Annotated in this window: 18 protein-coding genes; 6 read left to right on the forward strand and 12 right to left on the reverse strand. The window is 61.9% G+C overall.

Translation table 11 applies throughout. The features are described 5' to 3' along the window. Positions 1-59 precede the first annotated feature (59 nt). The 4 genes from FHR27_RS05465 to pnuC all read right to left on the reverse strand — a co-directional run bounded on the left by FHR27_RS05465 (position 60) and on the right by pnuC (position 4374). Positions 60-1202, reverse strand: coding sequence for a catalase family protein (locus FHR27_RS05465; RefSeq protein ID WP_042553822.1), 1143 nt, complete (start codon positions 1200-1202; stop codon positions 60-62). Then, positions 1195-3105 (reverse strand): c-type cytochrome, encoded by a 1911-nt coding sequence (locus FHR27_RS05470; protein WP_042553821.1) that lies wholly within the window; start codon positions 3103-3105, stop codon positions 1195-1197. Before FHR27_RS05470 ends, FHR27_RS05465 begins: the two co-directional genes overlap by 8 nt. 175 nt (positions 3106-3280) lie before the next feature. Further along, positions 3281-3811: an AAA family ATPase gene (locus FHR27_RS05475; RefSeq protein WP_179538018.1), complete on the reverse strand. Its 531-nt coding sequence runs from the start codon at positions 3809-3811 to the stop codon at positions 3281-3283. After that, entirely contained in the window at positions 3808-4374 is a 567-nt protein-coding gene (gene pnuC, locus FHR27_RS05480; protein WP_042553819.1) for a nicotinamide riboside transporter PnuC, read from the reverse strand. The genes FHR27_RS05475 and pnuC overlap by 4 nt, the downstream gene beginning before the upstream one ends. Before the next feature lie 244 nt (positions 4375-4618). Here pnuC and FHR27_RS05485 point away from each other — a divergent pair, with 244 nt between their 5' ends. Continuing rightward, the gene (locus FHR27_RS05485; RefSeq protein WP_179538019.1) at positions 4619-5449 is read left to right on the forward strand and encodes an undecaprenyl-diphosphate phosphatase; all 831 of its coding nucleotides are present in this window, start codon (positions 4619-4621) and stop codon (positions 5447-5449) included. Positions 5450-5474: 25 nt separating this feature from the next. Next, positions 5475-6209, forward strand: a complete 735-nt coding sequence (locus FHR27_RS05490; protein ID WP_179538020.1) for a DUF1294 domain-containing protein — start codon at positions 5475-5477, stop codon at positions 6207-6209. Here FHR27_RS05490 and FHR27_RS05495 read toward each other — a convergent pair. From FHR27_RS05495 to FHR27_RS05505, 3 genes are read right to left on the reverse strand one after another with little or no spacing between them, the layout of a single operon-like run. Beyond that, positions 6204-6557: an MmcQ/YjbR family DNA-binding protein gene (locus FHR27_RS05495; RefSeq protein WP_042553816.1), complete on the reverse strand. Its 354-nt coding sequence runs from the start codon at positions 6555-6557 to the stop codon at positions 6204-6206. The genes FHR27_RS05490 and FHR27_RS05495 overlap by 6 nt on opposite strands. Next, positions 6554-7753 (reverse strand): MFS transporter, encoded by a 1200-nt coding sequence (locus FHR27_RS05500; RefSeq protein ID WP_179538021.1) that lies wholly within the window; start codon positions 7751-7753, stop codon positions 6554-6556. The genes FHR27_RS05495 and FHR27_RS05500 overlap by 4 nt, the downstream gene beginning before the upstream one ends. Positions 7754-7778: 25 nt before the next feature. Beyond that, entirely contained in the window at positions 7779-8732 is a 954-nt protein-coding gene (locus FHR27_RS05505; protein ID WP_042553814.1) for a LysR substrate-binding domain-containing protein, read from the reverse strand. Between the two features lie 148 nt (positions 8733-8880). Here FHR27_RS05505 and FHR27_RS05510 point away from each other — a divergent pair, with 148 nt between their 5' ends. Together FHR27_RS05510 and FHR27_RS05515 are read left to right on the forward strand one after the other, a co-directional pair. Beyond that, the gene (locus FHR27_RS05510) at positions 8881-9489 is read left to right on the forward strand and encodes an FMN-dependent NADH-azoreductase (RefSeq protein WP_179538022.1); all 609 of its coding nucleotides are present in this window, start codon (positions 8881-8883) and stop codon (positions 9487-9489) included. A 115-nt stretch (positions 9490-9604) separates the two neighbouring features. Continuing rightward, positions 9605-10384 (forward strand): dienelactone hydrolase family protein, encoded by a 780-nt coding sequence (locus FHR27_RS05515; protein ID WP_042553812.1) that lies wholly within the window; start codon positions 9605-9607, stop codon positions 10382-10384. A 47-nt stretch (positions 10385-10431) separates the two neighbouring features. Here FHR27_RS05515 and FHR27_RS05520 read toward each other — a convergent pair whose 3' ends face one another. The 3 genes from FHR27_RS05520 to FHR27_RS05530 form a co-directional block, all read right to left on the reverse strand. Further along, complete coding sequence (locus FHR27_RS05520; RefSeq protein WP_257026827.1) at positions 10432-11217, reverse strand: DUF4394 domain-containing protein; 786 nt, start codon at positions 11215-11217, stop codon at positions 10432-10434. 152 nt (positions 11218-11369) lie between these two features. After that, a complete protein-coding gene (locus FHR27_RS05525; RefSeq protein WP_042553811.1) occupies positions 11370-12074 on the reverse strand; it encodes an anti-sigma factor in 705 nt (234 codons plus the stop codon). Beyond that, positions 12071-12619 carry a sigma-70 family RNA polymerase sigma factor gene (locus FHR27_RS05530; protein ID WP_179538023.1) on the reverse strand — a complete coding sequence of 183 codons (549 nt, stop codon included), beginning with the start codon at positions 12617-12619 and terminating at the stop codon, positions 12071-12073. Before FHR27_RS05530 ends, FHR27_RS05525 begins: the two co-directional genes overlap by 4 nt. Before the next feature lie 182 nt (positions 12620-12801). On the opposite strand from FHR27_RS05530, the gene FHR27_RS05535 reads away from it, so the two are divergent. Both FHR27_RS05535 and FHR27_RS05540 read left to right on the forward strand, forming a co-directional pair. Then, positions 12802-13830 carry an amidohydrolase family protein gene (locus FHR27_RS05535; protein ID WP_179538024.1) on the forward strand — a complete coding sequence of 343 codons (1029 nt, stop codon included), beginning with the start codon at positions 12802-12804 and terminating at the stop codon, positions 13828-13830. A gap of 61 nt (positions 13831-13891) precedes the next feature. Then, positions 13892-14356, forward strand: coding sequence for a DUF3859 domain-containing protein (locus tag FHR27_RS05540; RefSeq protein WP_042553808.1), 465 nt, complete (start codon positions 13892-13894; stop codon positions 14354-14356). A gap of 91 nt (positions 14357-14447) precedes the next feature. Here the strand turns inward: FHR27_RS05540 and fabB are convergent, their stop codons facing one another. After that, on the reverse strand, positions 14448-15668 hold the full coding sequence (gene fabB / locus FHR27_RS05545; RefSeq protein WP_042553807.1) for a beta-ketoacyl-ACP synthase I: 1221 nt from the start codon (positions 15666-15668) through the stop codon (positions 14448-14450). Between the two features lie 12 nt (positions 15669-15680). Continuing rightward, entirely contained in the window at positions 15681-16196 is a 516-nt protein-coding gene (gene fabA / locus FHR27_RS05550) for a 3-hydroxyacyl-[acyl-carrier-protein] dehydratase FabA (protein ID WP_042553806.1), read from the reverse strand. Positions 16197-16273 lie beyond the last annotated feature (77 nt).

Below are 16273 nucleotides of genomic sequence, written 5' to 3' on the forward strand. Positions count from 1 at the left end.
CTTTGTCTACAGTGCGAACAGGCTGCGATTCTAGCAGCCTGCTGCACATTGTAGGGCCTTCACTGGGGCTGGGCGGCGTTACGTTCGTGGCGATAGACGCTTACCGCTTCGTAGACTGCCTTGCGCAGACGATTGATACCGCCGATTGGGCGATGCTCCGGTAAGGCGTGCCAGGGATTGAACGACAGGTTGTCGCAAAACAGGTTTTGCTCCGAGCTGTCGAAGTCCTGGGCTGGAAGGCGAATGTCGGCGACCGTTTCGAATGGAGAAATCCGCTCGTCCCATTCCACGCTGGGATCCTCGATCGGCATGTAATGGCTCGGATTCTGCCGCTGCACCTGCAGGGCGAAGCAGGCCGGCATGCGGTCCAGTGACAGCTGCTGATAAAGCGCGCTGCGCAGGAAGTTGGGCAGGTCGGTGTTGGGCTTGGGGATTGCGTAGGCCGGACAGCTTTCGGGGCTGGGGATGACCCGATACTTGATGTTGTGTGGCCCAAGCTTGAAGGGGGCGATCGAGTTGTAGGTCGTCTCGACCGGGCTGCTCGGCGCCGGCGAAAGCGTCTTCAAGGCAATTATCAGGTGGCGGATCTCCCAGGTGCGGGGATCCCAGCTGGGGAAGAAGGCCAGCGCCTTCTTGCCATCCGCCTGGGCGGCGAAGTTGCTGCGGTACTCTGCGACGTCACGCACGAAGAATGCCGGATGATTGAACATCACGAAATCCTGCTCGTCGGCATGGCGTGGATTGGCCATCAGCTTGTTGCCTGGTACGTCGAGCAGCTTGATGGCCATCCCTCTGGCATCGCGAGCACGGTCGAACTGCGGGTAAGCGTTTCCGTTGGACAGGCGCATCCAGGCCGGCCAGGTCTTGCCCGGCTCACTGAGTACGCCATGGCGCAGGGTTTCATCGAGCTCGGCACGCACCGTTACTTCGGCTTTCACACAGCCGTGAGCCTTGGCATGGGCGTCGCGCAGCACGCGAGTGTTGTCGCGGTGCTGCTCGACCACACGAATGGCGTCCTCGATGATGCCCTCGGTATAGGCTGCCTCGTTGGCAGGAATCTGTTCCTCGCTGGAAACCGGCCCGGAAAACTTCCAGCTGTAGTAGGCGGTGCCTATTGCCCAGCCACCGAGGCCGACGACCAGCAACACAACAAGCGTTTTGCCCAGAAGCCTGCCAAGCCAAAGCCAGAATCGTTTAAGCATCGTTGGACTCCTCATCGTTGGCCGTCACGCTGCCCTGGCAGAACGGGCCGGGACTCCATGGTTTGCTCGGCATTTCGCTCAATTGGTTTTCCAGCTGCGCATTACCCAGCACTTTCAGGTACTCGACCAGCGCCCAACGCTCCTCCGGCTGCAGGCCTCGGCCGATGGCGCCGTCGTTGCGGCAACCGTCGCGGAACTCGTGACCGTTGTTGCCGTTGCCTTTGATACGGGTATCGAGAAGGAAGCCGCCGGGGAACTTGTCGCTTACGAAGCCGACATGTTGGGGATCGAATTCGAAGTTGCCGACCCAGAATTGGCTGGGACGCTCCGAGACCGGCGACAGCAGATGAAATAGCGTGGGTACCGAGCCATTGTGCAGGAAGGGCGGGGTGGCCCAGATGCTGTCCAGAGGGCGTGCCTTGTAGCCGCGGATCTCCTGTACGCCGATTTTCAGGCCATAGCCGTCCATGCGTTTGCGCTGCTCCGGCGTGATGCCGTTGTCACGATAGGCCCGTTCTTCGACATAGGCGGTGATGTAGGCCAGCGCTTCGGCGGTGGAGATGGCGCGCAAGTCGACGTTGTCGAGGCTGTTGCTGAACAGTTTGACGTCGAGTTTCGCGAGCTTGGCTTTCGTCCAGCCCAGTTTGCTGACGTCGAAACGATGGTCCGCGATATTGTCGGCGGTGGTGGAGTCGGTACCGACTATGGACGTTGGAATGACCCGCAGGTACCACTCGGGGTCGCGCTCCGGGGCCATGCGCTTGTCTGGCGGAACGACCTGTGGCGCATGACAGTGGGCGCAGTTTTCCTGGAACAGGGCACGCCCTCGGCTGGCCAGGGCGATATCCACCTTGCCAAAGATCTTTTCCGGCCACGCTGGTGGTTGCAGGCGCTTGAGCGTCTCTTCCAGTTCATAGAGATCATGGATGCGGACGCTGGAGGCATAGCGCTGATTTTCCGCGACAGCCTGGCCGTTCTCGTCGAGCAGATGCAGCGTCGCGCCAACGCCGAGCGCTTCGCCGACGTTGCGTGCCATGGGCTGCATGGCCGAGCCGTTCCACTGTACCCAGTCGAATTTCCAGATATCCCAGAGGTGCGGATAGCTGACCGGTGCATCGGCAATCCGGTAATTGGCCGCGTCGATGCTGTCACCGAACACGGTATTGGCGATGCGCCCGAAAGCATCGGTACGGCCGAAGCCTTCTTCGGTCGGGTACAGGCCTCTGTGCCAGTCGTTGTAAGCGGTACTCAGCAGCCGATCGAGGACTTGCTTGAATTCTACCCGCAGGGTGTCGTACTCGCGCTCGTAGCGCTCGCCCAATACCTCCCGGGCGAAGCGGCGGAACTTCAGCGGGTTGTAGTAGGTGAACGCCATGCTCATGCCGAGGGACTGGCCAAAGCTGCCCCCCTTTAGGGTCGGCACGGTGGAGGCCAGGGAGTGCAAGGCTGCGCCGCCGTCGATACGCACCGCCTGGCCCTTGAAGCGCAGCTCGCCGGTGTGGCAGGCGGCGCAGGTGATGTCCAGGTACTCAACGCCGCTTTCGTCATCCTGATGGCGTGCGAAGCCCACCGGCAGGTTGCCAGGATTGAGTGGCGTGGCCTTTTGCCCGGGCTGGGTGAGAAAGCCGAAACGTGCCAGGTAGTCGGGGTCGGCGAACTTGGCCTTGCCGAAGGGCAGCTCCAGCGCCGAGAACCATGCGTACTGCAGACCCTTCACCCGCGTTCCCTGGGGGGTGTAGTAGTAGAACTGACGTTCCTGCTCGCTCCATTGCCCAAGGTAATGCACCTTATCTGCCGGCTTGTAGTCGGGAAGATTGGGGTTGGCGATGAAGTAGACGACAATCAGTAATGCGATGAGCAACAACAGAAGCATGATCTGCAAGGTGCGGCGAATCAGGCGCATCGGTGACGTCCTTGTGGCGTTCTTCTAGTCGTGCTCCTTTATGCCCATGCTGGCGGATAATGGCAAGATGCCACGCATGCATCCCGTGAAATTCGTAGGGTTTTTGTTGGTCTGCGACCCCCAGCGACCAAACTGCGGATCGCCGTAGGGGCATCAGGATTTCTCCCGGAGATTTTTATTCGCCAGTTGCCAGCCAGGTTTCAACCAGGCCAATCACTTCGTTCTGACGCTCGCTCCAGGTCCCTGCAATTTCCACCACGGTCTGCCCATGGGCTGTCAGCCACGCAGCGCAGGCTTGATGAAACGCGATCCGTTGTGCGAGCTCCGGCTGGCAACGCTGGCCGTCACTGACCCATTCGACCCCGCGAGGGTCGAGCAATAGATGCAGATGGTATTGGCGCTCGAGCAGGGCCTGTTCCATCCAGTCGGGGCAGTCACCGAACAGTTCATGGCTCCAGAGGATATTGCTCAGCAGGTGGGTATCGAGAATCAGCAGGTGAGGGAGCTTCTCCCGTGCGGCGTCTTCCCAGGCCAACTGGCCCCTGGCGATGGCGGGTATGTCGGCGTAGCAGGTATCGCGTTGCTCGCTGTCGATGAAGTGGCGCACGTACTCACCAACGATGATTCCCCCGAAGCGCTGCTGCAACCCATTGGCCAGCCAGCTCTTGCCGCTGGACTCCGGACCCGTCAGTACCAGAACTTTCATGGTGCACGCACCGCCAGTTCGCGGCGCCAGGTCAGCCAACCGTGGCAGGCCAGCAGGGTGAACAGGCCGTACAGGGCGGCGGTTGAATAGAGCGCCTGGTCGATGAACAGCGCGACGAACAGCAGGTCGAGGACGATCCACAGCGCCCAGCATTGCAGGCGCTTCTTGGCCATCCACACCTGCGCGACCAGGCTGAAGGCGCACAGCGTGGCATCCTGCCAGGGGGCGTTGGCATCGGTGTAGGTGGTCATCAGCACGCCCAGCATGATCGAGCCCAGTAGGCCAAGTGCCAGTCCCGTGGTTGTCTGGCGCAGGTTCAGGCGTGACACGTGGAGGCGCTCGTCGGGGCGGTCGCCCCGAGTCCAGTGCCACCACCCGTAGAGCTGCAGGGCGGCGTAGACGAATTGCAGCAGCACGTTGGAGTACAGCCGAGCCTCGAAGAATACCCAGGCATAGAGCACCACCATGACCAGGCCGACGGGCCAGCACCAGGGATTCTGGCGCACGGTCAGCCATACGGCGAGCAGGCCGAGCAGGGAGGCGCAGGCTTCGAGCGGTGACATGGAACCCCTGAATGCGTGGTGGTGTAGGGGGCGCATTCTATCCCGTGCCACTCGGGGCGTCTTGCCACAGCACGTTGCGTTAGGGCGGCAATTCGAGAGATTGCATTGATAGCTGTTTGAAATTGAAAACAACTGCTTTATAACTGCCGCTTTTTTCGGCCTTGCTGGAACCTACACCAGCCGCTCCAGTCCGAGAATCATCCCCTTTCCAGCCAGCCTGTCTGGCACATCCGTAGGAGTTCTGATGGACAGTTGGCTCGCATTTCAGGCGCTGATCCTGGGTATCGTTGAAGGCCTCACCGAATTTCTGCCCATTTCCAGCACCGGGCACCTGATCGTGGTTGGCGATCTGCTGTCGTTCAATGGTGAACGCGCCACGGCCTTCAAGATCATCATCCAGCTCGGCGCGATCCTGGCGGTGATGTGGGAGTTTCGTCAGCGCATCACTTCGGTGGTGACCGGTCTGGGCAGCGATCCGATGGCGCGGCGCTTCACGGTCAACGTCCTGGTCGCCTTCATTCCTGCGGTGATTCTCGGCCTGCTGTTCGCGGATCTCATCGAGCACTGGCTGTTCAATCCCATCACCGTCAGCGCCGCTTTGATCGTCGGTGGTGTGGTGATGATCTGGGCGGAGAAGCGCCAGCACCGCATCGTCGCCGAGTCGGTCGATGACATGGATTGGAAACTGGCCCTCAAGGTTGGCTGCGCACAGTGCCTGGCACTCATCCCGGGTACATCGCGCTCCGGCTCGACGATAATCGGCGGCCTGCTGTTCGGCCTGTCACGGAAGGCGGCCACCGAGTTCTCGTTCTTTCTGGCCATGCCGACCATGGTCGCGGCCACCGTCTACTCGCTCTACAAGTATCGTGAAATCCTGCAGTGGAGCGATCTGCCGATGTTCGCCATCGGTTTCGTCACCACGTTCATCGTTGCCATGCTGACGGTACGCGCACTGCTGGTGTTCATCGCCAACCACAGCTACGCGGTGTTCGCCTGGTACCGGATCGCTTTTGGCCTGCTGATCCTGGCGACCTGGCAATTCGGCTGGATCGACTGGAGCACGGCAGAGGGCTGATTGCCTCGCCAGACAGTGAAGACCTATGCAGACCAGGGAACAGGCCGGCCGAATCAAGAGCTGGAATGACGACAAGGGCTTCGGCTTCATTCAGCCCGCTGCGGGCGGTGCCGAAGTCTTCGCGCATATCTCGGCGATGCGCGGTGATCGCAGACCCAATGCCGGCGATCAGGTGCTGTTCGTCGCCGGCCGTGACGAGAAAGGGCGCTTGCGTGCCGAGCACCTGCGCCTGGCGGGTGAGCTGGCCGTCGATCAGCCGCAGATTCGCGTCAAGCCGCGGGCTGCCGCACCGTCCCGTACATCGCCGTCCGCGGCAGGGCGCGCAGCCAAGCCACATGCACGCGATGCCCGCCGGACATCGAGCGCACTGCGCAATCCAGCCGCCAAGCTGATGATCTTCGCGGCGCTGTGTAGTTTGCCGGCGTTTGGCGCGCTGCGCTGGCTGTCCGAGGGGCAGAGCATCTGGCCGCTGCTGCTTTACCCGCTGGCCAGCGTGCTGTGCTTCATTCTCTACTGGCGCGACAAGAGCAGTGCCCAGCGTGGCCGTCAGCGCATTGCGGAAAACACCCTGCATCTGGTCGAGCTGGCAGGCGGCTGGCCGGGCGCCTTGCTGGGGCAGCAAGCGTTCAGGCACAAGACGCGCAAACTTTCCTATCAGGGGCTGTTCTGGATCATCGTGGTGTTGCACCAGCTGTTCTGGGCTGACCAGGTATTCATGGCCGGGGCTTATACCGGCGGCCGGCTGGGCGGTTTGCTATAGGTCGAGCAGCAAGCCGACCTGATGTTTCCGGGGCAGCCGCCGCACGACCAGTTGGTGAGAGCGGGTCAGCAGCTCACGTAGCTCTTCGTCACCGATGGGCGGCTTGCTACCGTTCATGCTGATCCAGTGAGCACGGGCCAAGTAGGGCGCCGGGCGAACGCCCGGGCGGTCGGTTAAACCGAGAAACAGTGCGTCATCCACCTTGAAGGCCAGGTTGTCCCCGAGAAAATCGACGATGGCGAACATCTTGTTGTGCGCCACGGAAAATACCTGGTTGCTGCCCCATTTGTAGTCGACGCGAGCCCCTGGCAGGTGCAGGCAGAAAGCAACGAGCTCTTCGCGGGTCATGGCTGCACTTCCTTCGGGCGTTCCGCTCGGCGCAGCAGCAGCAGGCTCAGCCCAAGGCCAAGCAGCGAGAGCAGGCCGGAGGCGAGGAACACGGCACCGTAGTCATAGGCGCTGGCGATCAGGCCCATCAGCGGGCCGGCGATGCCCAGTGCCAGGTCGAAGAACAGCGCGTAGGCGCCCAAGGCCGAGCTGCGGCTGGCTGCGGGTATATTGCCGATTGCCTCCACACCCAGTGCTGGGTAGACCAGCGACAGGCCGAAGCCAGTCAGCGCGGCGCCACAAAGCGCCAGCGCCGGTATTGGGGCAAGCCAGAGCAGCAACAGCCCGAGGGTTTCGATCGCCAGGCAAATGGTCGCGACCCGGTAGCCGCCGCGCCGCTCGATCGTGCCGGCGAACAGCAGACGGGCGACGATGAAGGCCACGCCAAAGGCGCTCAGGCAATAAGCCGCGTGCTCCCAGCCGAGGCTGGCGTAATACAGGGTGACGAAGGTTGCCAGGGTGCCGAAACCGATGGAGCCCAACGCGAGTGCGACCCCATTGGGGGCAATGGTCAGGAATACGTGATGGAACGGCAGGCGCTTGCCTTGGATGATCGGGATGGCGGGTTTGTCGCGTGCTACCCAGAGGGCACCAAGGCTTAGCAGGGTGATCGCCAGGCCGATGCTCCAGAGGCCCAGGGCGGAGGCCATCAGGACGCCGAGCGGAGCACCTACGGCGATGGCGCCATAAGACGCGATGCCATTCCAGGAAATCACCCGCGCGGTGTTCTCCGCGCCGACCCGGCCGATGCCCCAGGTGATCGAGCCGGTACCGATCAGCGCCTGGGAGATGCCCAGCGCTACCCGCCCAGCGAGCAGCAAGCCCAGACCCACCTCACTGGACAGACCATGCAGGCTGGTAGCCGCAAGGGTCAGCACGCCGCTGCCCGCGGCACCGGCGAGGCCGTAAACCACTGCGCGCTTTGGCCCGATACGGTCGATCAGCACACCTGTGATGGGGCGTGAAACCAGAGTGACGAGGTACTGCAGGCTGATCACCAGGCCAGCCATCACCGAGCCATAGCCCAGATCGTTGAGCACGAAGCCAGGCAGCACTGCCAGAGGCAGGCCGACACACAGGAAACCGATGAAGGTGAAGAAAACCACAGCAAGAATTCGGGCGGTCTGACCGGGAACGTGGGGCTTGCGGGCGGTCATCGGGCATCCTGTTTGATAGAAAAGGCTATTGAGAATCGTCAGGCGGATCTGACAGGGCAAGGCGCGTGTCCGTTCCAGGCATGAGCCAGCCATCGGCGCTGGCCTGGATCATGTGCTCGATCCAGGCCCTCACTGCCGGCAGCATGCCCTGACGATGAGGATAGACGGCTTGCAGATGGCCGCCGGGCAGTTCCCAGTCCGGCAGCAGACGAATCAGGCGGCCAGCCTCGATATCGGCCAGGCACTTGGTATGCGGCAGCATGGTGAAGCCCAGACCCTGAAGTGCCGCTTCCCGACGTATATCGAAGTCTTCGATGCTCAGACGTGCCTCGAAAGTCACCTCACGGCGCATTCCCGACTGACTTTTGAAAACATGGTGAATGCGCCGGTCACTTCCCACCGCGCCGAGTGCGGGAAGCTGCTGCAGATCGTCCGGGGTCTGAATGCTCAGCCCTTGTAGCAGGGGCGGGGAGGCCACCAGAAAGGCCGATGCAGGCGCCAGCTGGCGGGCGATCAGCGAGGGATCCTCATCACCTTGATCGCGTACCCGCAGAGCGACGTCGACACCCTCCTGGAGCAGATCAACCCGGCGATTGGTGAGTACCACGTCGAGCTGAACCAGCGGGTACTTCAGCAGGAAGCTGCTGATCACCTGATGCAGCCCGGCGCGGGCCAGTTCACTGGGGCAGGACATGCGAATCCTTCCGCGCGGTTCGCTGCTCAGCGAAGCCACTGCCTCCTGCGCCTGCTCGGCCTCCAGCAGCATCGCCTGGCAATGGCGCAGGTAGCGTTCACCGGTCTCGGTCAGCGCCAGCTTGCGCGTGGTGCGTTGCAGCAGACGCACGCCCAGGCGTGCCTCGAGTTCGGCCACTCGCCGCGACAGGCGGGATTTGGGAATGCCCAGTTGTTGCCCGGCAGCGCTGAATCCGCCGTGCTCGATCACCTTGGCGAAGTACATCAGGTCGTTGAGATCCTGCATCACAGGCTCCAGCTCAGGACAAATACGGGGTTTGTTCTATCAGTAGAACGCATCATCGCATTTTTACCGACTAATCAGCGATTGGCTTCACCGGTAGGATTAATCCATCGAACATCTACTGATGAACCTGAACGTTCAAGGAGCCACCATGAAACTTCTCCATCTCGATTCCAGCATTCTCGGCAATGCGTCCGCTTCCCGTCAGCTCAGTGCCGCTGTGGTCGACGCCTGGAAGAGCGGTCAGGCCGATCTGCAGGTCACTTACCGCGACCTGGCCAGCGATGCCCTGAGCCACTTCTCGGCTGCCAGCCTGGTTGCCGGTGGTACCCCCGCCGAGCTGCGCGATGCCGCCCAGGCTCATGAAGTGGCGCTGGCCGACGCCACGCTGGAAGAGTTCCTCGCCGCTGACGCCATCGTGATTGGCGCACCGATGTACAACTTCTCCATTCCGAGCCAGCTCAAGGCCTGGATCGACCGTGTTTCCGTGGCCGGCAAGACGTTTGCCTATGACGAAAGCGGCCCCAAGGGGTTGGCAGGTGGCAAGAAAGTGATCATCGCCTCGACCGCTGGTGGTCTGCATGCGGGGCAAGCCAGTGGCCAGGCTCACGAGGATTACCTGATTTTCGTGCTGCGTTTCCTTGGTATCACCGATATCCAGGTGGTGCGTGCCGAAGGCCTGGCCTATGGCGAAGAGCCGAAAGCCAATGCCCTGCGCGGGGCTCAGGAGCAGATCGACGCGCTGTTCGCCAGCGCCTGAATCCACTCCCGGCTGCGGCGTCATGGGTTTCCCTGACGCCGCAAATGTGCTTCCTTGTGGCTCTGGCGCAGCTTCGGCTGTATCGAGTGGGCACATGCACGATGGGAGTCAAACAATGAAGAAATCACTGTTGTCGGTAGCGTTGCTGGGGCTGGCGGGGTTGGCCGAAGCGGGTGTGGTGGTCAAGAACGTCCCCTACGAAATCGATGGTGAGCCGTTCGAAGGCCTGCTGATCTATGACGATGCCGTTACCGACCCGCGTCCAGGCTTGCTGATGGTGCCCAACTGGATGGGCGTCAACGATGCGTCTGCCCAGAAAGCGGCGCGTGCGGCCGGAGACAAGTACGTGGTGTTCATGGCCGACATGTATGGCAAGGCCATCCGCCCCAGCAATGCCGACGAAGCCAAGGAAGCGGCCACCGCCGTGCGCAGTGACCGGGCATTGATGCGCAAGCGCGCCCAGGCTGCGGTCGAAGTCCTCAAGGCGCAGACCACTCAGGTCGCTCTGGATACCTCCAAACTGGGTGCGATCGGTTTCTGCTTCGGTGGCGGAACGGTTCTGGAACTGGCCCGTTCGGGGGCTCCGCTGAAGGCTTTCGTGTCCTTCCACGGCAATCTGGATACGCCCAACCCGGCTGACGCGAATAACATCAAGGCACCGGTACTGGTGCTCCACGGCGCGGATGATCCGGCAGTTCCGCAGGCGCAGGTCGACGGTTTCGTGGCGGAAATGAAGGCCACCAAGGTGGACTGGCAGCTGGTGAGCTACGGTGGTGCGGTGCATTCGTTCACCAATCCGAAGGCCAATACGCCGGGTAGCAATCAATACCACCCGCTTGTCGCGGCGCGTGCCTTCAAGGCGATGAACAATCTGCTCGATGAGGTGTTCGAGTAACGCGAACCGATACAGGGGAAGGCCGCTCGGCCTTCCCCTCCTGGTGTTTACTTGGCTGGCAGGACAGTGATGTCGATGATGTCGGCAGGCAGATTCTTGATCTCGCCCAGCGCGCTGGCCTTGCCGGTTTCCAGGTTCACCTGGTGCAGCGTGGTGCCGGTCAGCAGGTAAGCGGTGTTTCCGCCTTTACCGTCACTTTTGATGTCCAGAGCCGCACTTTTAAGGCCATCGGCGATCTTGCCCACGACTTGCTGAATACCGTCATTTGGCGGGTTCTGCAGCATCAGGTTGCCGGTAGCCAGGTCGACGGTGTACAGCGCGGTTTTCTCGGTGCCCTTGTAAGAATTGGTGTAGGCACCCGCGACTACCTTGGCGGTCTTGCCCGCGTACGGACCGTCTTTGGCATAGGCGACCTTGCCGTCTACCACGACTTCACCGCTCTCGACGTTGACGCGCAGGCTGGTGCCGTCGGCAGCCAGCAGGCGCAGACGATCGGCTACCGGGTTGAAGTCCACCACGGCCTGGCCGTTGCCTGGCAACGCCTGGCTTAGTTTGGCAGCCTTGCTGGCCGCGCCAGTTTTGGCGTCGACGGTGTAGAGCTGGCCAGCGTCATCCAGGCCATAGATCCAACCGTTGGACGGGCGTACATCGAGGCCGCGCAGGCTTGATACGCCGCTGAGTTTCACGTCGGAAGCGACGGTGAGGGTCTTGGTGTCGATGTGCAGCAGTTTGCCGTCCGCACTCAGCGCCAACAGATTGTCGGCGTTGGCAGTGGCACAACCCAGAGCAGCGGTGGTGATGGCGATACCGAGCATTTTCTTGGAAATGTTCATGAGCGTCCTCTCTATGGGTAAGGCGCGAAGGTCTCTTCGCGCTCGCATCCAGGCACCGTGATGAAGCACCTGATACCTATACCCATGAGATGAAGCGGCAGATGTCGGTGGAAATGTTTGCTTACATCTGCCGATCTTTCATGTGCATCCGCTCAGTCCAGCGCCGCCACCACAGCGCGGCCGATGTACAGCACCTCGCCCGTCGGTCTGTTCAGTGGCGAGCCACCGGACGGCTCCAGGGTCAATTCGAACAGCTGGCCGGCACGTACTGCCCCGATCTGCTCGGCGGACAGGGTCAGGCGTTCGCCCGGCTCGACCAGACCGAGCGAGCGCGGGCCGTCCTTCGGATCGACCAGCGTCCAGAACTGCACCGAGCGGTCTGCGGCGACCTGGTCTTCTCGCAGTGGCTCAAGCAGCAAGGTGCCCGTGGCATCGATATGCACCACCCAGCCCGGTGCTGCCGCTTCGCCAGGCGGCTGCAACACGGCGGTGTAGGAGGGCGGCAGCACGTCACTGCGCCACGGCATCGGCAGCAGGGCGATGATCAGCGCCATCGCCAGGGCCGCGCTGGTCAGGCGCCAGGTGTTGAGGCTCGACCACCAGGCCTGCCAATTGCTGGCCCGCTGCCCCAGATTCAGCGTTTGCTGCAGGCGCGGCCACAGGCCCGGCGAGGGCGTGCTGGGCTCGAGCCTGTCGCTCAGTTCGAGAAAGTGCTGCTCCCATTCCAACGCCATGGCGGCAGCTTGGGGATCGTGCTCTATCAGCTCGGAGACTTCACGGGCCTGATCCTGCTCGAGCAGGCCCAGAACGTACTCGCCGATGAGCGCACGGCGTTCTGCGGGGTCGGTGCTTATCATCGTTGCAAACACTCCTGCAGTGCGCGCAGACCGCTGCGAATGCGCCCTTTGATGGTGCCCAGTGGGGTGGTCAGGCGCTCTGCAATCTGCTCATGGGTCAGGCCGCGGTAGAACGCCAGCAGAACCGGATGACGCCGTGGGCGCTCGAGCTTCTGCAGGCAGGCGCGCAGATGACGCTTGTCCGACTGTTGTTCGTGTTGCTGAGCGGCCGAGGGACTGTCGTCGATCAGGTGATCGGCGATGTCGTCCGCCAAGGCCACGGTGCGGCCGCGCTGGCGCAGCTGGTTCAGCGCGCGGTAGCGCAGGATGCTGTAGATCCATGCCCGGCCGCTGCCCAGCGAACGCTGGAAGCGCCCGGCATTGCGCCAGATCTGCACGAAGGCATCGTGCAGGCAGTCCTCGGCCGAGTCGCGTTGGCCCAGCAGGCTGATTGCCAGACCGAGCATTTGCGAGGCTTCCTGGCGATACAGTGCCTGGAAGGCGCGCTCGTCACTGCGGGCGCAGGCTTCCAGAGTTTTTTCGTAGTCGAACATCGGGTCAGACATGCCGTCGTCCTGTCATGGGCTGCGTCCTGAATGTGACAAGGGTTATACCCGAGACAAGGGGTTACGGATGCCCCGGCAATGAAACAAATAGTCTCGCCTGAGCCTTCGCCGATCCGCCATATTGGCTGAACTTGGTACGAGCGCTCACAGTCTATGCTGCTCAACGTCAGGAGGACGCCTGCATGCATCTGATTCGTCTGGGTTTTTTATTGTCTGCAGGGCTGCTGGCCGGTCTTGTCGAGGCGCGTGAATATCGTTACAGCGACGCCCATTTGCACTACGTCGATTTCTTCCAGGAAAGCGCAGGCATGGACACACTGCTGCAGCGCATGGACGAGGCGAAGGTCGATCACGTGATGTTCTCGGGCATACCGGTCGCCAAGAAATGGCACGAAGACGAGCCCAAGCGCCCGCGCTATTACGCCGGTGATGATGCCGCGGCCTACTGGTACAGCGCCACCGACGTACTTATCGCCCACGCCTACAAGCAGGTGCCTGAGGCGCAGCGCCATCGTTTTCACCCGTTCCTGTCTGGTTTCAACCCCAACGACAAGAATTCGGATGCCCATATCCGTCGCATGCTGGAGCTCGATCCCGGGCTTTGGCAGGGCATCGGCGAAGTGTTCACGCGCCACGACGACCTGACCTCGCTGATCGAGGGCAGCACCCCGCGGGCCAACAACGAGGCCATGACGCGGGTCTATCATCTGGCGGCAGAATACGATCTGCCGGTGATGGTGCATTCCAACATCACCTCCAAGCGCGAGCGTAATCCGCTCTATCTGCAGGAGATCGAAGAGCCGCTGCGCAATCATCCCCACGTGCGTTTCATCTGGGCCCACGCGGGCACCAGCATGGAGATCCATCGTCATCAGGAAAAGCTGGACTTTCTCTTCGACACCCTCGCGCGGATGCTGGAAAGCTACCCCAATCTGTACGTCGATCTGTCCTGGACGATGCTCAGGCCGTACCTTACCGACGAAAATGGCAAGCCGGACCCTAAGTGGGTAGAACTGGTCGGCCGCTACCCGGAACGTTTCATGATCGGCTCCGATGTAGTCGGTCGCTTCGACAGCATGGGCGAGTACATGCAGGGCTTCGATCGCTTCCTCGATGCGTTGCCCGAGGAGGTCGCCCACAAGGTGGCCAGAGACAACTTTCTCGCCATCCTGCCGCGCAATGTCCGCGAGGCGCAGCCTGTGTCACGCTGATTGTCATCAGCCTGTCATCGCCGCGTCATAGCCTCGCGCCATTCCAAAGAAGGAGCGTGAGATGCAACACATCAGATTCGCAACTATGACGGCGCTGCTGCTGGCAGCAGGTCTGGCTCAGGCTGAAGTTCGCGTACAGGGGCCGGTCGAGTACGGTGTCTTCATCAGTCAGCACAAGGATTTCCAGCCGGGCGAGCGCGTGCTTACCCGATCCAGTCAGGAGATCGAGCAGACCCGCGTGGTGCCGGCCAAGCTGGGCACCAAGTTCGGCATGCGCTACACGCTGACCGGCAAGACCGTCGACGGCGAGCCGCTGACGCTGCTGTACCTCACTCCGGGCGTGACCGGTAGCGATGGCCAGCGCCGCGACAAGTTCGTGGTCACACAGAAACTGGTGCCCGACGCCTCGCAGGACGTCATGGCATTCGAGTTCTCCGAGAATAACGAAGTGGTACCCGGCGAGTGGCATTTCCTGCTTTTCCAGGGTGACCGCAAGTTGGCCGAGCAGCGCTTCGAGGTGCGCTGAAGCGCCGAAATACACTACCCGGGCTTGTGGTGATGAACCCGGAGCATAAAAAACGGCGCCCAAAGGCGCCGTTTTTCGTATCAGGCAGTTATCAGTTGCCGGCCCAGCGCTTCAGTACCAGGGTGGCGTTGGTGCCACCGAAGCCGAAGCTGTTGGACATGATGGTGTCCAGCTTGGCATCTTCGCGGGTCTCACGCAGGATCGGCAGATCAGCGACAGCCGGGTCCAGCTCCTCGATGTTGGCCGAGGCGGTGATGAAGTTGCCTTCCATCATCAGCAGGCAGTAGATCGCCTCGTGTACACCGGCTGCGCCCAGGCTGTGGCCGGAGAGGCTCTTGGTGGAGCTGATGGCTGGAGCCTTGGCGCCGAACACTTCGCGTACACCCTTCATTTCCGCAACGTCACCGACCGGAGTCGAGGTGCCGTGGGTGTTCAGGTAGTCGATCGGGGTGTCGACGGTGGCCAGCGCCTGCTGCATGCAGCGCACCGCGCCTTCGCCGCTCGGGGCAACCATGTCGTAACCATCGGACGTGGCACCATAGCCGACGATTTCGGCGTAGATCTTGGCACCGCGGGCCAGTGCGTGCTCCAGCTCCTCGACGACCACCATGCCGCCGCCACCAGCGATGACGAAACCGTCACGTTGGGCGTCGTAAGCGCGGGAGGCCTTTTCCGGGGTGTCGTTGTACTGGGTGGAGAGGGCGCCCATGGCGTCGAACAGGCAGCTCTGGCTCCAGTGTTCTTCCTCACCACCGCCGGCGAAGACGACGTCCTGCTTGCCGAGCTGGATCTGCTCCATGGCCTGGCCGATGCAATGCGCGCTGGTGGCGCAAGCCGAGGAAATGGAGAAGTTGACGCCCTTGATCTTGAACGGGGTCGCCAGACAGGCGGAAACGGTGCTGCCCATGGTGCGGGTCACGCGGTACGGGCCAACGCGCTTGACGCCTTTCTCGCGCAGGGTGTCGATGGCTTCCATCTGGTTCAGCGTGGACGCGCCACCGGAACCAGCGATCAGGCCGGTGCGTGGGTTCGAGACCTGATCTTCGCTGAGACCGGAATCCTTGATCGCCTGATCCATCGCCAGGTAGGCGTAGGCCGCGGCATCACCCATGAAGCGGAACAGCTTGCGGTCGATCAATTCTTCCAGGTTCAGGTCAACGGAGCCCGATACATGGCTGCGCAGACCCTTTTCGGCGTATTCCGGATTGAAGCGGATACCGGGGCGGCCAGCGCGAAGGTTGGCGGAGACGGTTTCTTTGTCATTGCCCAGGCAGGAAACGATGCCTAGACCGGTAATAACGACGCGACGCATGGAAAGGATCCTTTAGAAACTGTCGGTGGAAGTGAACAGGCCGACGCGCAGGCTTTCGGCACTGTAGATCTCGCGACCATCGACACTCACGCTGCCATCGGCGATTGCCAGGATCAGCGAACGGGTGATGGTGCGTTTGATATGGATGTTGTAGGTGACTTTCTTGGCGGTAGGTAGAACCTGGCCGAAGAATTTGACTTCGCCCGAACCCAGCGCACGGCCGCGGCCAGGGTTGCCCTGCCAGCCGAGGAAGAAGCCAACCAGCTGCCACATGGCATCGAGGCCCAGGCAGCCCGGCATCACCGGATCACCTTCGAAGTGGCAGCCGAAGAACCACAGATCAGGATTGATATCGAGCTCTGCGACAATTTCGCCCTTGCCGTACTTGCCGCCCGTTTCGCTGATGTGGACGATGCGATCGATCATCAACATGTTGGGGGCGGGCAGTTGCGCATTACCCGGGCCGAACAGTTCGCCGCGGCTGCAGCGCAACAGATCTTCCTGGGTGAAGGCGTTTTGTTTGGTCATGCGAGCTCCTCAATAATCCCCACGCGCCTCGGCTGGGTAAATCGTCCTGGCCGGCTGCGCATCGTTGATGCGCCTGC

Source organism: Pseudomonas flavescens (genome assembly GCF_013408425.1).
GTDB classification, from domain to species: domain Bacteria; phylum Pseudomonadota; class Gammaproteobacteria; order Pseudomonadales; family Pseudomonadaceae; genus Aquipseudomonas; species Aquipseudomonas fulva_A.

What these genes read in the sequence shown, in the direction of transcription:
- FHR27_RS05465 (WP_042553822.1), bottom strand. Translation starts at nt 1,202, where the DNA reads ATGCTTAAACGATTCTGGCTTTGGCTTGGCAGGCTTCTGGGCAAAACG.
- FHR27_RS05470 (WP_042553821.1), bottom strand. Translation starts at nt 3,105, where the DNA reads ATGCGCCTGATTCGCCGCACCTTGCAGATCATGCTTCTGTTGTTGCTC.
- FHR27_RS05475 (WP_179538018.1), bottom strand. Translation starts at nt 3,811, where the DNA reads ATGAAAGTTCTGGTACTGACGGGTCCGGAGTCCAGCGGCAAGAGCTGG.
- pnuC (WP_042553819.1), bottom strand. Translation starts at nt 4,374, where the DNA reads ATGTCACCGCTCGAAGCCTGCGCCTCCCTGCTCGGCCTGCTCGCCGTA.
- FHR27_RS05485 (WP_179538019.1), top strand. Translation starts at nt 4,619, where the DNA reads ATGGACAGTTGGCTCGCATTTCAGGCGCTGATCCTGGGTATCGTTGAA.
- FHR27_RS05490 (WP_179538020.1), top strand. Translation starts at nt 5,475, where the DNA reads ATGCAGACCAGGGAACAGGCCGGCCGAATCAAGAGCTGGAATGACGAC.
- FHR27_RS05495 (WP_042553816.1), bottom strand. Translation starts at nt 6,557, where the DNA reads ATGACCCGCGAAGAGCTCGTTGCTTTCTGCCTGCACCTGCCAGGGGCT.
- FHR27_RS05500 (WP_179538021.1), bottom strand. Translation starts at nt 7,753, where the DNA reads ATGACCGCCCGCAAGCCCCACGTTCCCGGTCAGACCGCCCGAATTCTT.
- FHR27_RS05505 (WP_042553814.1), bottom strand. Translation starts at nt 8,732, where the DNA reads ATGCAGGATCTCAACGACCTGATGTACTTCGCCAAGGTGATCGAGCAC.
- FHR27_RS05510 (WP_179538022.1), top strand. Translation starts at nt 8,881, where the DNA reads ATGAAACTTCTCCATCTCGATTCCAGCATTCTCGGCAATGCGTCCGCT.
- FHR27_RS05515 (WP_042553812.1), top strand. Translation starts at nt 9,605, where the DNA reads ATGAAGAAATCACTGTTGTCGGTAGCGTTGCTGGGGCTGGCGGGGTTG.
- FHR27_RS05520 (WP_257026827.1), bottom strand. Translation starts at nt 11,217, where the DNA reads ATGAACATTTCCAAGAAAATGCTCGGTATCGCCATCACCACCGCTGCT.
- FHR27_RS05525 (WP_042553811.1), bottom strand. Translation starts at nt 12,074, where the DNA reads ATGATAAGCACCGACCCCGCAGAACGCCGTGCGCTCATCGGCGAGTAC.
- FHR27_RS05530 (WP_179538023.1), bottom strand. Translation starts at nt 12,619, where the DNA reads ATGTCTGACCCGATGTTCGACTACGAAAAAACTCTGGAAGCCTGCGCC.
- FHR27_RS05535 (WP_179538024.1), top strand. Translation starts at nt 12,802, where the DNA reads ATGCATCTGATTCGTCTGGGTTTTTTATTGTCTGCAGGGCTGCTGGCC.
- FHR27_RS05540 (WP_042553808.1), top strand. Translation starts at nt 13,892, where the DNA reads ATGCAACACATCAGATTCGCAACTATGACGGCGCTGCTGCTGGCAGCA.
- fabB (WP_042553807.1), bottom strand. Translation starts at nt 15,668, where the DNA reads ATGCGTCGCGTCGTTATTACCGGTCTAGGCATCGTTTCCTGCCTGGGC.
- fabA (WP_042553806.1), bottom strand. Translation starts at nt 16,196, where the DNA reads ATGACCAAACAAAACGCCTTCACCCAGGAAGATCTGTTGCGCTGCAGC.